Raw genomic sequence first — 14,145 nt, 5'->3', positions numbered from 1 at the left:
GTCAACGACGACGCGGTCTGTTCGGGGGAACGCATGACGCTGCCATCAACTGACACAGCCCAGTACGCCAACCACGGCAGGCCGGAGCGGGGGGAGTTCGCCAGCCAACTGTCTGCCCTGCATCGGGACGCGGGCGCCCCCTCGTTGCGGCATGTCGCCACGCTGGCTCAGCAGCGGGCGCGCAATACCGTGGGCGGGGGTCGTTCGGTACTGGCGACGGCGCAGCGGATCAGCGACTGGATGAACGGACGCAACGTTCCGGCACGGTTCGAATCACTGGTTCCGGTCCTGCATGTCTTGGACGCACGGGCACGACGCCGCGCCGGAACACCCCGCGAGACAGTGAGTCTGCAAGCCTGGAGATCATTGTGGGCGGCGGCGCGGCGCGCCCCGGCGGCCCCATCGGACACCACGACCCAACCGCCGTATCCGAATGCCGACGGGTTCCCAGAAGGGCAGGAACCTGCCTTCTTCGGGCCGCAGCGTGCCGTTAGTTCCATCCTCGAAATGGTTCGAGCATCGGCAAGTTCACAGCGCAACGCCGATGCCATAGTGCTCACCGGCGCGTCCGGTATCGGCAAGACCGCGATGCTACGTGCCGGCGTCATTCCAGTCCTGACCGCAGAATCGACGCAGTGGGGAGTTGTCGTCACTACGCCAGATCGCAATCCTCTCTGCTCCCTGGCCCGAATATTCTGTCCCACAGATTGTTTCAGCACACCCGAGCCGGATCTCGACGCCATCCGGCGATGGGCCGGTGACCGTCGGCTGCTACTGATCATCGACCAATTCGAACAGTTGTACCGGCCAGATGTTGATGCGACAGTCCGCGAGAGGTTCCTGATCTGGCTGAATCAGGTGTCGACGATCGGGTCGGTCCTCGTTGCAGTGCGATCCGACCAGCTCACCAGTTGCTCCCAGCATCCGTGGCTGGCACATGCCGTTCAGCACAACAGCCTCACACTGAACCACCCAGATCGTCAGGAGTTGATGTCGGCCATCGTCGGCCCACCACACACACGCGGAGGCGCTGTCGACCCTGCCGCAGCAGAACTGCTGATCACCGAGTTAGAAGGAAACCGACCAGGCAGCAACGACCCAAACGCCGGCGCCGGCGTGCTACCCCTGCTCTCAGCGACCATGCGATCGATGCGGGCAGGGCACAGCGGACGTCGACTGGACCTTGCCGCCTATCACCGGGTCGGAGGCGTGGCCGGAGTGGTCGGTCAAATCGCCGAACAGACCTGGGAGGCCTTGACATCGGCACAACAGCTCGACGCGCGTCCCATCCTGCTGGCACTCGTGACAGTCCATCGCGACGGCACTATCACCCGCTGCCGGACATCGACCGCCGAACTCGCACGAGTCGCCGCACGGACCAGCACAGGGCCCGACCTCGTCCACCGGTTGGTGGATGCACGGCTAATCACCCTGGAATCCCGGTACGCCTGCCTCGTGCACGATGCCCTACTGAAGTGGGATCGACTATGTAACTGGATAACCGAGCAGCGATCGCAACTGATCTGGCGGCAGCGCATCGAAGACGACGCCGCCGAGTGGGAGGCCGCCCACCGCGACCCCGGCCTGCTCTACAGGAGTATCCGACTGACAACGGCAATCCAAAATGCCGACCCCATCACAAGCACCCTGGCCACCGCATTCCTCCGCGCTTCCGCCACAGCCGAACTCGCTGCACCGCCAGCTCAACTCCAACCCGAATTCGAGTATCCGACAACCGCCCGACAGTGAGGACAGTCCTCAAGGCCACGCATAAGTACCGCTGCCGCATACGGATTGAGCCACACTTTTGTGGTGCCGTAGTCGGTTCGGTGGACGATCAGGATTCCGTCGTAGGCGCAGCGGATTCCGAGGTTGGTACCGGTTGGCCAGTGGAGTGCGTCGAGGACTGCTCGGTCGTGGATGCGTCCGGCGGCGCCGACGGTACACATGCTGTAGACGATGTCGGGATCTACGGGTGCAGCGACTGGTCGTGGCGTGGTGCGGATGGCTTGGATGAGTTCGCCCACACAGAAGTCGAGTACTCCCAGCCCGAACATTTCGGTACTGCCGGAGGGTGGTGGCCCTCGTGCTGATCGCACTAGCGCAGCAGCTGTCCGTCGGGCGGGCTGCGGCGTTGTTCGGCGTGGTGTGCCACCGCACCCACGCCAGCGGCACCACCGCCACCTACGTCAAAGCCAACCTCCACGAAATCACCGCCGCACTCACAGCACTCACCCAAGAACCCCACCCACTACTCACCGCCGAACCCCAACCCCACCACCCCTGACAACCACGGTGCCGGTCGCCCACAACACGCGACCGGCACCACAATGGACAACATTCCGATCAATGATTCCGCCCATGCCACAACCCATTTGAAGCAGACAACACACCGAAACCGAACCAATCGACAGAACGCGACAACGGTCCCCCACTCAGCTACTTCTACTGTGGCACCGAAAACCATTACAGCTCAATAGCATACAGATATTGCACCACAATCGGTGACCCTATGCTATGATCCAGCGAACCCAAATAGCCTCCACTTGAACACCAATCCGCGTCATCGATGACAGAGATTCGTGATCAAGTCCCCTCTCGCGCATTACTCGAGCACGTATTTGCATCAAATTTGATGCAAATACGTGTTCGATCACCTCCTCGCGCACGTTCCCCGCTGGCTCGTACAGTCAGACGTGGCTCAGATGCGACAGCGAAGCCGCTCGCGGCACACAGTTTCGTCATTGGTGACGCATCTGCGTGCGCGAGTAGAAGGTCGCTCCCCCTCTAACACGCGGCAACGGCACAACTGAGACGGACGCGTGCACGAGCGATCCCTCACACCCCCGCTGACATACGGGCATGACACAGTTCAGCCACACGGAATGTTTGCTGGACAACGTCGAGGACCACGGATCCTGATCGAGCCAGCGCGGAGATCCTTCCATCCGGCAGGTAGGAATCTCGCAACCCAGCGGACAGAACGTGAAGACAGCCCAACGCCGGCGACCCCTCGCCGACTGGCGCCGCTACTTCCCACTCGGCGCACCCAACGGCCACGTCGCCGTGATCACCCGCACCAACACCGCGGTGACCGCCACCCGATGCCTCGTGGTGCCGGTCTCCGACAATGCGCCCGAACTCGGTGTCGCCGTATCCAACACGTGATCCTCAGCGGACGGCGAGGCTGACCCTCGGCGGCTTCCAGATACTGATGCATGCCGGCGGGCCCGATCATGAGAGCCTTCTCCCGCTGGCCGCTCGGCTCGCCGACCGCGGCCCGGTGGTTCTCCCGGATCTGCGTGGCTATGGTCGGTCCGTCTGCGCTGATCCGGCACGCCACACGTGGGCCCAGTACCCCGACGATGTCGTGCGCCTACTGGACCATCTGGGTCTGGCGGGCGTAGCGCTCGGCGGTGCCGGTCTCGGCTCGACCATCACGCTGCGCGTGGCCGTAGCGCACCCAGGCCGCGTGCGTGCCGCGGTCTTGATCGGGGTCGAGGACATCGAGGACAACGCGGCGAAAGAAGCCGAGATCCGCTTCTTGGATGCCTTCGCCGCTCGCGTCGCGGCCGAGGGCATCGAGGCGGGCTGGGCACCGATCTTGGCCGGGTTCCCGCCCGTCGTCGGTGCGATGGTGCGCGACGCGATTCCCCGATCGGACCCGGCCAGCATTGTCGTGGTGGGTCTGGGCGAATCGCAAGGCGAACCCCCCGCCCCACGAATGGCCGATGACGGCCGCCCGTTCGACGCCGACGGCGTCGAGGAAGTGCCCTATCGACGCGACGACCGCATCTGTGCCGAACGGGCCCGATCTATCGGCGATTTCGGTCCGTCCTTGACCGGGTGGGTCTGCCGCGAAGACGGTGTGCCCGTGCGCGAGTTCCTTGATCATTGCGGCGAAGGTCAGTTTCCAGCCGCCGCTGCCGGGAATCAGTAGCACCGGTGGTCCGTCGCCTGCCCGCGCGTAATAGATGCGAGCAACTGGTGTGTCCACGAACGCTTCCCGCACTGTCGGTTGCCAAGCCCCGAAGCCGGCCGATGGTTTGCGGTTCATGGTCGGTTGTCCTGGTGGGTGGCTCCGCGACCGATGGCGACGGCGATGAGGGCACCAGCAATGACCACTGCGACACCGGCGATGAGTGCGGTGGACATAGCGTGTTCGAAGCTGTCGAGCACGCTCGTCAGCAGGTGTGGTGAGGCGCCGGGCGCTGACCCGGCGACCACGCCTGCGGCCACCGAGTCCTCGATGGTGTGCGACAGCTGTGGCGGTAGTTGTTGTGCGACCGCGTCGCTGATGCGGTCGCGGTAGCTGTCGCTGAATATGCTGCCCAGCAAGGCGATTCCGAGGACACCGCCGAGCTCGCGGGTGACATCGTTGAGTGCGGACGCGACACCGTGCTGCTGTGGTGGCAGCGCCGCCATGAGGGCTTCGGTCGCCGGTGTGGCGGCGAATGCGATTCCGCTGCCGAGCAGGAACACGCCGATCCCGATCGGCAGATACGACGAGTGCGCGGTCAGTGTGGTCATTGTCAGTAGGCCGATGGCGATCATCACCATCCCGATGACGACCACGCATCGGTACCCCCATTTGCCATGCAGCACAGGCACGATCGGTGAGAACACCATCGCGGCCAGCGCCAGTGGCAGCATGGCCAGTGCCGCGCTCAGCGGCGAGTAGTTCTTGACGATCTGCAGGTACTGGAGGCCGACGAAGAAGAACCCGAACATCGCCAGCGACTCCGAGGTGATGACCACCGCCCCGGAAGCCAGGCCGCGGTGCCTGAACAGACGCGGGTCCAGCAGCGGTCGGGGGTGGCGCAATTCCCAGCCGACGAATACCGCGGCGCTGAGCGCGGCCAGCGCGAAGGCTGCCACGACCCAACTCGATGTCCAGCCGAGTTCCGGGCCTTCGACCATGCCGAAGACCAGCGATGCGACGGCGACGACGGACAACAACCCGCCACCGATATCGACCGACTCACTGCTCGACCGAATCTGGCGCGGCACGAGCACCGTCGCGATCAACGTGACCGCCGTCAGCGCGACATTGAACACGAACACCGACCGCCACGAGAACACCTCCAGTAGGCCGCCGGCGGTGAGCAGCCCGATCAGCGCGCCGCCGACGGTCACGCCGGACCAGACGCCGACCGCGCGTGCACGCTCCTGTGGTGGGAATACGTGGGTGATGATCGACAGGGTCGTCGGCATCACCGCCGCCGCACCCGCTCCGGCGACCGCGCGTAGCACGATGATGGCAGTGGTGTCTTCGACGAGAAGCACCGCTGCGGACGACATGCCGAAGATGAGCAGGCCGATGACCAGCATTGCCTTGGGCCCGTAGCGATCTCCGAGTGTTCCAGCGGTCAGCAGCAGCCCGGCGAAGGTGACGCCGTAGGCATTGACGATCCACAGCAGCTGCGTCTGCGACGCGTGCAGGTCGGTGGCGATACCGGGTGCGGCGACCATCAACGAGGCCATCATCCCCACGATGGCCACCAACGCCAGCGACATCACGGCCAGAATGAGATTGCGGCGGACCACACCCGGCACTTGCTGTGCGGCAGATGATATTTGGTGTAGTCGAACCATGGTGGAACTCCTTTCCCAACTGGTGCGATGGCGGGTTAGTGCGCGCTGACCCGCATTCCCGCAGGTGGCTTGCCCGCCGGTATGAACGCCGCCGCAGCTACCGCGATCACGGCGGCGACCAGAGCGCTGGTGATGAAGGCATTGGTGAAGCCACTGGGATCGGCACCGAGGGTGCGCAAACTTACTGCCGCGATCGTGGAGATCACCGACACACCGAATGCCGCGCCTACTTCGTGGAAAGTGTTGACCAGACCGGAGGTAACTCCGGCCTGGCTGTGCTCGACGTTGGCCAGGGCAGTGGTTGTGGCGGTGACGATCGTGGCGCCTTGGCCTGCTGCCGCCACACTGAGCCCGATGATCAGCGCGGGCGTGCTGTGCCAAACAGCGGGTATCGCTGCCCCCGCGGCAGCAACGGTCAAACCGAGGACACCGACGAGGCGGTATCCCAAGCGCCCGATGAAATGACCGGCATTGTGCGCGCCGATGATCGTGCCGAGCGCGACAGGTACGAACAGCAGACCCGTGACCAGAGCTGAGTTCCCTTGTGCCTGTTGCAGATAGAACGAGCCGAGGAAGAATCCGGTGATCAGTAGTCCGGTCGCCACGAACATCAACACCGCGCCCGCCGCCACGGGACGCCGCACCAGCAGGCGCGGGTCCAGTAAGGGATCGCGCGCGCGGCGCTGGTAAGCGAGGAATCCCGTGCCGACGATGACGGCGGCCGCGAGCGGGACGAGGGTGGCCGAGTCGGTCCAGCCGTCGTCGCCCGCGTTGATCAGCCCGTAGATGGCTGCGCCCGCGGCGGCGGTGACCAGCATCGCGCCCGCAACATCGATGCTGCGTCCACGCTGCGCAGGCTGGTCCGGGACGACCTTCGTCATCGCGGCGAGCAGCATGATGCCCACCGGGACATTGACGAAGAAGATCCATTCCCAGCCTGGTCCCGCCGTCAGCAGCCCACCGGCAAGCACGCCCACCGCGGCGCCGGTGCCGCCGAGCGCGCCCCACACCCCCAGAGCTTTGTTGCGCTCGGCGCCGTGAAAGGTGGTGGTCACGATCGACATCGCCGCTGGTGACAGCAGTGCGGCACCGATGCCCTGTCCTATCCGGCCACCGATGAGCAGCGGCGCGTTCACCGCGAAACCGGCGAGCAGCGACGAACCGGTGAACACGGCCAGTCCTATCATCGCCATCCGGCGGGCACCGAACAGGTCTGCGGCACGTCCACCGAAGATCATCAGCCCGCCGAACAGCAACGTGTAGGCGGTGATCACCCAGGTGGTCGCCGCCCGGCTCAATGCCAGATCGCTGCCGATATCCGGTAGCGCGACCGTGACCACGGTGATGTCGAGGATCAGCATGAACTGCGCGACCGCGAGCACGCCCAAGGCCCGCCACCGGCGCGGATCCGGAGGCGAGGCAACCTCGTGATGGTGCTGAGCAGAAGTCTGCGGGTGCATGTCATACCTCTCAAGTCGAACACCTGCGTTCAAGTTATTTCTCGACCATAACTCGAACGCGCGTGTTCAAGAAAGAGCTTTCGTGTGATATGAGTCACTATCGACCGGGCCGTTGTGACGCGCCCCTGTCGAGCTACAGTGACAACACAACCTGTACAGCGATGTTTGAGAAGAGGCGGTGACCCGTGGCGGGAGCACGGACGCAGGAGCACGGGCATGCGAAACGCGCCGACGCTCGGCGCAATATCGCCGCGATCCTCGACGCCGCCCAGGAATGCCTCGTCGCCGACCCCGATGCGAACATCAGCGACATCGCCAGACGCGCAGGTGTCGGCCGCGTCACTCTGTACGGGCATTTCGCCTCACGCGCAGACCTCATCGATGCGGTGTTCACGCGCGCGGTTACCGATAGCGATCAGGCGCTCGACTCGGTCGATATCGACGGCGATCCCCGCGAGGCGCTGACCCGGCTGGTCGCGGCCTCCTGGAAGATCATCGACCGGTTCCGCTCCCTTTTGCTGGCCGCGCAGAACCACATTCCCGCCGAACGGATCCGCGCCGCCCACGATCTGCCGATGCGTCGCGTGCGCCGACTCATCGAACGCGGCCAGAAAGAGAGCATCTTCCGCGATGACCTGCCTCTTTCCTGGCTGGTCGCGGTCTACCACAGCGTGGTACACGGCGCGGCAGGCGAGATCACCGCAGGCCGCATCGCCGACGACGACGCAGCCGCCCTCATCACCACCACCCTGCTGGCGGCCTACGCTCCGCCGGGCGCGACCACCCGTTCACCACACTGGGCGCCAGCCTCGTAGCCGCGCGACGATCACCCCGCGGCTACACCAAATCCGCGAGCCCGCGCCATCGCGAGCCCGGCACGAAACAGACTCGTCGAACCGAGGAACGGGCGCCCGGTCACCGGGCGCCCGTCCGCTGTTCCTGGCGGTCGTGTGCGGCCTGGAACGTCTCGTACCAACCTCGAAGTGGGCGGTGACTATCGCCGCCCCGTCCTGGTCGGCCACGGCTCCCTGCGGCCTCCGTCGCCTTCGGGACGCCCAACAGTCGGCTCCCAATCCGCCTTCGCATTGGCAGGCGTCCGGTAAGGGCCGGTCTCTGGCGTCCGCGTGGTCGGCTCCGGCTTCGCCCTATCGGTGTGCGTTTGGTGGCGGCCCGTGCTCTTCGGGGGCACGGTCCGACCGGTGTTGTGTCGGGTGGGTTGGGGGCGGTCGAGCCGGTGCAACGCGCAGGCCGCGATCACACCGATGAGGCTGAGCCCGAGCCACACCGCCCAGTCCGCGCCGAGGTCGCGGGCGGCTCCGACGACCGCGCCGGTCGCGAGGTTGCCCGCGAGGATGCCGACGCCCACCACGGTGTTGTAGAAGCCGTAGTGGGTCGCCACCAGCTTTCCGCCTGCCAGGGATACGACGGTGTCCATCTCGCACGGGAACACCGCCGCCGTGCCCACGGCCAGCAACGCGGCCGACACCAACAGCGCCGCGACCGCGGCACCGGTACCGAATCGGTGCGAATCAGGGATCGCCATCAACGGCAGAAACGACGCCGCGAGAATGCCCATCCCTACAACCAAGCTGCGCCCGGTACCCCACCTCGCCGCGAACAATCCGGTGATCCGCAACTGCCCGGCTACAGCCACCACTCCCGACACGACGAACACCGCCGACACCAGTAGCTGCGATCGTGCGCCCGCGACGAATTCCGCCTGCAACGGCAGCGCGAGATACACCTGGAACGACAGCACATACGAGCCGATCATCGCCACCGCGAACCACACGAACCGCCGGTTGGCGACGACCGTCCGCCAATCGTCGAGCACTCGGGTCTTCTCGATCGCCAGCTCGTCGCGGCGCGCGGGCAATGCGAACAGCTGTGCCACCGTCAGCGCCGCGAATACTATTGCCGCCGCGCCCGCGGTCACCCGGAAATCCAGCGTCATCAGTGCCAGACCCACCAGCGGTCCGGCCAGGATGCCCGCCTGATAGAAGATGTTGAACACCGCGAACGCCTCCACCCGGCGCTCCCCGGTATCAGCCGCCAGGTAGGCGCGCACTGCCGGATTGAACAGCGCCCCTGCGAAACCCGTCGCCGCCGAAGCGATCAGCAACCCCGGTAGTGATGTCGCGAACATCAGCAGCGCGAAGCCGCCGGTGCGCAGCAGACAGCCCGCGACGATCAGCGGTTTGTAGCCGAGCCGGTCGGCCAGAGTGCCACCGAGCAGGAACATGCCCTGCTGGGAGAAGTTCCGTACCCCCAGCACCAGCCCGACCGCCCACGCCGCCAAACCGAGCGGACCTGCGAGGTATCCGGCCAAATAGGGCATCAGCATGTAGAAGCCCAGGTTGATGCCGAACTGGTTGACCATCAACAACCTGGCGGGGAGGTCGAAGCTACGGAACTTCCTCAACGCCGTCATGAGGCCGACCCCTCGAAGCCAGCTGAGTCGCGCGGATCGACGACCGTGGTGCAGCGAGTCCAGGAACGGACCACCCGCTCGGCTGGATGCGCGATCGTGTCCGGTTCCACCGGCGGGTCGGCGTCGAGCAGACCGTGCTCGTGGCAGTAGGCGTCGCTGTAGACGGTGTCGAAGTAGCGGTGCGGCCCGTCCGGAAACACCGCCGCGATCCGAGCGTCGTCATCGCAGGTGCGGGCCGCCCAGCCCGCGACCAACGCCACGGCACCGACACTCCAGCCACCGGAGGCATGGTGTGTCGCGGCCAGGGCGCGGCAGGCCCACACCGCCTCCGACGGCGCCACCCAATGCACCTCGTCGAAGGCGTCGTAGTCGACATTCCTCGGGTAGATGCTGGATCCGAGGCCCCGCATCAGGCGGGGACCGGCCGGTTGGCCGAAGATCGTCGAGGCCACCGTGTCGACGCCGATCAGCTTCAGTTCCGGGTTGAACCGGCGCAGCACCCGCGCCACTCCCGCCGAATGTCCACCGGTTCCTACCGCGCACACCAGCACATCGACCGAACCGAGCTGTTCGATCAGCTCCAGCGCCAGGGGTTCGTAACCGGCGACGTTGTCCGGATTGGTGTATTGGTCCGGGCTCCACGCATCGGGTTCCCGGTCGAGCAGTTCGTTTACCCTGTCGCGGCGTGCTTGCTGCCAGCCGCCGCTCGGATGTGGCTGGGCCACCCGATCTACCCGCGCCCCGTAGGCCGCGAGCATCCGCGCGACGATCGGCTCCAGACCTGTATCGGTCACCACGGTGACCGGGTGCCGGTAGGCCATTCCCGCCAGTGCCAAACCCAAACCGAGAGTGCCGCTGGTGGATTCGATGATCCGCGCCCCCGGCGCCAAGTCACGACGTTCCTCGGCGCGGCGCACCATGTGCAGCGCCGGGCGATCCTTCATGCCGCCGGGATTGAATCCTTCGAGCTTGGCCCAGAACCCGCGGCCTGCGGGTGCCAACGGCGCGCCGACCCACAGCACCGGGGTATTTCCCACCAACTCGCGCGGCTGCTGAGCAGCATCGGGCGCGGTGACGAGAGCCGTCGGCATCTGCCTGGGGTTGTGCAGCACAGCCTTGTTCATCTTGTCGCTTCCTGTATCGAGACCGCCGCAACAAAGCGGCGCAGACGTGAGCGGGCAGCGAACACCAGCCGACAACACAGCAAGGCGTCGGCTTGGCGCTGACCGATCAGCGTCGCGAGATACAGAACCGCGTGAGAATGTCGCGCCCATCGCTAACGGGCAGACACGCCACCGGCGGGCCACGCATACCAGCGCCGGTGGACCAAAGCGCGGTCGCGACAACTACGACCGCCGCCAGGATCAAGGTCAACAACTGCACCAGCAGCAGGCCAGCCGCAGTGCCGGGCAGCATTGACTTGACGATGCAGTGGACGATATGAGGTCCGCAGTGATCGTCGAAAATGGTGATGACCCCATGCTCGAGATCCGCCGACACAGAATGTATGCCATGCCCAGCGGCCGCCGCGGGCTTCGAATGCGGATGTCCAGCGTCACCCAACAGCGCGCAGTCGATCATCGGCGCCACCAGCAACACTGCCATCAGCAGTGCCGCCGCATAGCTACCGCGCCGCAATCGAACTTTGACGCTCACAATGGACCAATCGTAACAACGAATGAGTAACAAACGGGTTCGCCCCTGCACAGTACTGACCAGCCTCGGCATCAATCACCCGCCCGAGAACAGCGGAGCGGACCGAGCATGCTGCGCGCTCCTGGAGCGTCTGATATGGGCCGCTCAGCTTTGCCCGAGCATCGCGTTCATCTGGTCGATCTCGGTCTGCTGAGCGGAAATGATGCTGTCGGCGAGCTTTTGGGCCTCCGGGTTCGTCCCGCTCGCCTGTTCGGTTTCGGCCATGTCGACGGCCCCGGTGTGGTGATTGATCATCATTTCCAGCCACATTCGGTCGAAGTCCAGGCCGGACAACGCTGCCAGCGATGACATCTGGTCTTGCGACATCATGCCGGGCATTCCGTGGCCAATGCTTGCATCGGCGGACGGTGCCGGCTTGCCGAAGCGTTGCAGCAGGGCGCCGATTTGCGTCATCTCGGGGTCCTGGGCCTTCTTGATGTTCGCGGCCAGGTCGAGCACCTGCTGGTTCTGTGAACGGTTGGGTACAAGATCCGCCATCTCCACAGCCTGTGCGTGATGCGGATACATCATCTGCAGGAACGTCACATCCGCGTCGTTGTACGCGGTATCCGACCCGGGCGCTGGGGCTGCGGTGGTCATCGACATCGCCGGCGTGCTCGGCTTGGACGTTGTGCCGGGCACAGTGTCGGAGTCGTCGCCATTGCCGCATCCGGCCAGAATCACAGCGATCGCGGCGAGACCGGGTAACGCCCGGAGCATCGTGGAGCGTGCAGACATGATCAAACTCCTCGCGGTTGAGGAACAATGATGTCGTGGCCGCGGGCACTGTGCGGCGATTCGCTCACCAATGGCTGAGCCACCGTGAGCTCTACCCGGCTCTGTGATGCCGAAACTCCGGTTTCGCACTGGACAGCGCGGGCGGACACGCTCGATCGTGATCAGCGGCCCGAACCTGTCTGGTTCGGCGCAAGGTACGTGTGTCGGCGAATAGCTTGCTGAACTGCTCCTGCAGCGCACGCAACAGCGCACCGGATTACCGTCCGGGTCGCCGGGTGGCGCACGATTCGTGTGATGGTCTGCGACAGGGCAGACATCGGCTACTCCTAGGGGTATCGGGCGGGAACGGCGTATCTGCCGTCCCCGCCCAGTTTGCGTTCGGGCGGGCCGACCTACGGCGGAGCGGAACCGCAGGATGCTGCCGACCACGAGCACCGGCAAGAACGCCATTGCGATGCCGACGAGCATCGGATTCAGCCAGGTAATGCGGGCAAGTGATCAGTCGGCGAGTTTGTAGCCGGCTTCATCGACCGCCCCGGCGATCACGCCGCGCTCGATAGGCGCTGCGCTGCCGACCGTGACCAATCCACTGGCTAGGTCGACATCGACGGAGGTGACGCCGTCGATCTTGCCGACCTCCTCGCGGACCGACGCGACGCAGTGACCGCAGGTCATGCCGGTAACCGTCACAGTGGTGCTGGTCGCGGTACTCATGGTTTTGCCTCCTTGTGCCACAACGGCTTTCCATCGAACTCGTTGAATTCAACCATACCCACAGGGGGTATATTGTCAAGCGGTTGCAGTGACCTGTTCCTGGGCGGTGGCGCGCATGGTCACCGCGGTGATGCCCGCGCCCGCCAGTGCGATGACAGCCGCGCCGAGGAAGGCAGCGGAGAACCCGTTGGTCAATTCCGGCAGGTCACCGGTCTGATCCGCGCCGAGCGCGGTGGCGACCGCGGTCATCGCAGCCAGCCCGACGGCGGATCCGACCTGGTAACTGACGTTGACAATGCCCGAGGCCAGACCGCCCTCCTCCGGGCGGGCCGCGGAGATCGCGGTGCCGAGGGAGGGGATGAACGCCAGCGACATACCACCGGCCGCCACGAGCGAGGCGGGCAGAACATCGATCCAGAAATTGCCCGTCGGACGCACCAGCGACATGATCGCCAACCCGAGTCCGAGAACGATCAGACCGGTCACGATCATCGGCTTGGCGCCGAATCGCTGCATCGCCCGCGGAGCCAGCACCACCATGCCAAGCATGATCAAGGTCGTCATCGGCAACAGCGCCGCGCCCGAAGGGAAGGCGCTGTAACCGAGCACCTGCTGCAGGTACAGGTTCAGGAAGAACCACATCGGCACCCACGCGGCACCCAACAGCAACTGCGCGATATTGGCGGCGGCTAAGTTCGGGGCACGGAAGATGCCCAGCCGCATCAACGGTTCGGTACGGCGCGACTGGATGAACACGAATCCGGCCAGCAACGCCGCCGCGACCGCGAAGACACCCCCAGTTCGTCCCGAGGTCCAGCCGACCTCCGGTGCCTGCACGATGGCGTAGACAGCCGCGGCCAAGCCGGCGGTGACAGTAGCCGAACCAAGCAGGTCCACCGATCCAGACCGCGCCGGAGCGGCGGGCATCAGGGCGGGAACGGCGATCAACGCCACGATGGCGATCGGAATATTGATGTAGAAAACCCAAGGCCAGCTGATGTATTCGGTGATGACACCGCCGAGGAACACCCCCGCGGTGCCGCCGGCGGGCGCCGCGGCGCCATAGACGGCGAGCGCTTTCGTCAGTTCCCGTGGCGAAGCGCCGAACAGCATCATCAGCAGGGTCAGAGCCGAGGGCGCGATCAGCGCCGCGCCACCGCCCTGGACAGCCCGGCCCGCCAACTCGACCGCCACATTGCCCGCGGCGCCCGCGATGACCGAACCCGCGAGCAGCACCGCCCAACCTGCCGCGAACACCCGACGCGCGCCGAGCAGGTCCGACAATCGTCCGCCCAGCAGCAGCAACCCACCGAACGCGATGACGTAGGCGTTGAAGACCCAGGACAGGTTCTCCTGGGAGAAACCGAGTTCGGCCTGCATCTTCGGCAGCGCGATCCCGATGATCGAGGTGTCCATGATGACCATGAACTGCGCGGCGGCGATCACCGCCAAAGCCCACCACCGCCGGGCGGTGGTGAGTTGTGCCTGCGTACTCATGACAACTACTTCCGT

Annotated in this window: 12 protein-coding genes and 2 pseudogenes; 5 read left to right on the top strand and 9 right to left on the bottom strand. The window is 65.4% G+C overall.

The window, feature by feature from the left end:
- Positions 1–33: 33 nt before the first annotated feature.
- From ACQP2U_RS07655 to ACQP2U_RS07640, 4 genes and pseudogenes are all read left to right on the top strand, one after another.
- Positions 34–1,749, top strand: coding sequence for a hypothetical protein (locus tag ACQP2U_RS07655; protein ID WP_433714029.1), 1,716 nt, complete (start codon positions 34–36; stop codon positions 1,747–1,749).
- A gap of 337 nt (positions 1,750–2,086) precedes the next feature.
- A complete protein-coding gene (locus ACQP2U_RS07650; RefSeq protein ID WP_433714028.1) occupies positions 2,087–2,287 on the top strand; it encodes a hypothetical protein in 201 nt (66 codons plus the stop codon).
- A gap of 698 nt (positions 2,288–2,985) precedes the next feature.
- A complete protein-coding gene (locus tag ACQP2U_RS07645; RefSeq protein ID WP_433714027.1) occupies positions 2,986–3,168 on the top strand; it encodes a hypothetical protein in 183 nt (60 codons plus the stop codon).
- Positions 3,131–3,610 (top strand): annotated as a pseudogene (locus tag ACQP2U_RS07640) (alpha/beta fold hydrolase); the annotation flags it as partial. The gene ACQP2U_RS07645 and the pseudogene ACQP2U_RS07640, both read left to right, overlap by 38 nt.
- 120 nt (positions 3,611–3,730) lie before the next feature.
- Here ACQP2U_RS07640 and ACQP2U_RS07635 read toward each other — a convergent pair.
- From ACQP2U_RS07635 to ACQP2U_RS07625, 3 genes and pseudogenes are all read right to left on the bottom strand, one after another.
- Positions 3,731–3,895 (bottom strand): annotated as a pseudogene (locus ACQP2U_RS07635) (alpha/beta fold hydrolase); the annotation flags it as partial.
- A 158-nt stretch (positions 3,896–4,053) separates the two neighbouring features.
- Positions 4,054–5,595 carry an MFS transporter gene (locus ACQP2U_RS07630; RefSeq protein WP_433714026.1) on the bottom strand — a complete coding sequence of 514 codons (1,542 nt, stop codon included), beginning with the start codon at positions 5,593–5,595 and terminating at the stop codon, positions 4,054–4,056.
- 35 nt (positions 5,596–5,630) lie between these two features.
- On the bottom strand, positions 5,631–7,055 hold the full coding sequence (locus ACQP2U_RS07625; RefSeq protein ID WP_433714025.1) for an MFS transporter: 1,425 nt from the start codon (positions 7,053–7,055) through the stop codon (positions 5,631–5,633).
- 185 nt (positions 7,056–7,240) lie between these two features.
- Here ACQP2U_RS07625 and ACQP2U_RS07620 point away from each other — a divergent pair, with 185 nt between their 5' ends.
- On the top strand, positions 7,241–7,870 hold the full coding sequence (locus tag ACQP2U_RS07620; RefSeq protein ID WP_433714024.1) for a TetR/AcrR family transcriptional regulator: 630 nt from the start codon (positions 7,241–7,243) through the stop codon (positions 7,868–7,870).
- A gap of 179 nt (positions 7,871–8,049) precedes the next feature.
- On the opposite strand, the gene ACQP2U_RS07615 is transcribed toward ACQP2U_RS07620, so the two are convergent.
- From ACQP2U_RS07615 to ACQP2U_RS07590, 6 genes are all read right to left on the bottom strand, one after another.
- Positions 8,050–9,486: an MFS transporter gene (locus ACQP2U_RS07615; protein WP_433714023.1), complete on the bottom strand. Its 1,437-nt coding sequence runs from the start codon at positions 9,484–9,486 to the stop codon at positions 8,050–8,052.
- Positions 9,483–10,610: a PLP-dependent cysteine synthase family protein gene (locus tag ACQP2U_RS07610; RefSeq protein WP_433714022.1), complete on the bottom strand. Its 1,128-nt coding sequence runs from the start codon at positions 10,608–10,610 to the stop codon at positions 9,483–9,485. The genes ACQP2U_RS07615 and ACQP2U_RS07610 overlap by 4 nt, the downstream gene beginning before the upstream one ends.
- 106 nt (positions 10,611–10,716) lie before the next feature.
- Positions 10,717–11,214 carry a hypothetical protein gene (locus ACQP2U_RS07605; protein ID WP_433714021.1) on the bottom strand — a complete coding sequence of 166 codons (498 nt, stop codon included), beginning with the start codon at positions 11,212–11,214 and terminating at the stop codon, positions 10,717–10,719.
- A gap of 72 nt (positions 11,215–11,286) precedes the next feature.
- Positions 11,287–11,865 carry a DUF305 domain-containing protein gene (locus ACQP2U_RS07600; RefSeq protein ID WP_433714020.1) on the bottom strand — a complete coding sequence of 193 codons (579 nt, stop codon included), beginning with the start codon at positions 11,863–11,865 and terminating at the stop codon, positions 11,287–11,289.
- Positions 11,866–12,417: 552 nt separating this feature from the next.
- On the bottom strand, positions 12,418–12,633 hold the full coding sequence (locus ACQP2U_RS07595) for a heavy-metal-associated domain-containing protein (protein ID WP_433714019.1): 216 nt from the start codon (positions 12,631–12,633) through the stop codon (positions 12,418–12,420).
- A gap of 75 nt (positions 12,634–12,708) precedes the next feature.
- A complete protein-coding gene (locus ACQP2U_RS07590; RefSeq protein WP_433714018.1) occupies positions 12,709–14,130 on the bottom strand; it encodes an MFS transporter in 1,422 nt (473 codons plus the stop codon).
- Positions 14,131–14,145 lie beyond the last annotated feature (15 nt).

The sequence above is a fragment of the Nocardia sp. CA-084685 genome (assembly GCF_050955785.1).
Classification (GTDB): Bacteria; Actinomycetota; Actinomycetes; order Mycobacteriales; family Mycobacteriaceae; genus Nocardia.
This window is presented reverse-complemented; position numbering and strand designations above follow the sequence as displayed.

Excerpts from the sequence above, each read along its gene's own strand:
- ACQP2U_RS07655 (WP_433714029.1), top strand. The coding sequence starts at position 34 with ATGACGCTGCCATCAACTGACACAGCCCAGTACGCCAACCACGGCAGG.
- ACQP2U_RS07630 (WP_433714026.1), bottom strand. The coding sequence starts at position 5,595 with ATGGTTCGACTACACCAAATATCATCTGCCGCACAGCAAGTGCCGGGT.
- ACQP2U_RS07625 (WP_433714025.1), bottom strand. The coding sequence starts at position 7,055 with ATGCACCCGCAGACTTCTGCTCAGCACCATCACGAGGTTGCCTCGCCT.
- ACQP2U_RS07615 (WP_433714023.1), bottom strand. The coding sequence starts at position 9,486 with ATGACGGCGTTGAGGAAGTTCCGTAGCTTCGACCTCCCCGCCAGGTTG.
- ACQP2U_RS07610 (WP_433714022.1), bottom strand. The coding sequence starts at position 10,610 with ATGAACAAGGCTGTGCTGCACAACCCCAGGCAGATGCCGACGGCTCTC.
- ACQP2U_RS07605 (WP_433714021.1), bottom strand. The coding sequence starts at position 11,214 with ATGCCGAGGCTGGTCAGTACTGTGCAGGGGCGAACCCGTTTGTTACTC.
- ACQP2U_RS07595 (WP_433714019.1), bottom strand. The coding sequence starts at position 12,633 with ATGAGTACCGCGACCAGCACCACTGTGACGGTTACCGGCATGACCTGC.
- ACQP2U_RS07590 (WP_433714018.1), bottom strand. The coding sequence starts at position 14,130 with ATGAGTACGCAGGCACAACTCACCACCGCCCGGCGGTGGTGGGCTTTG.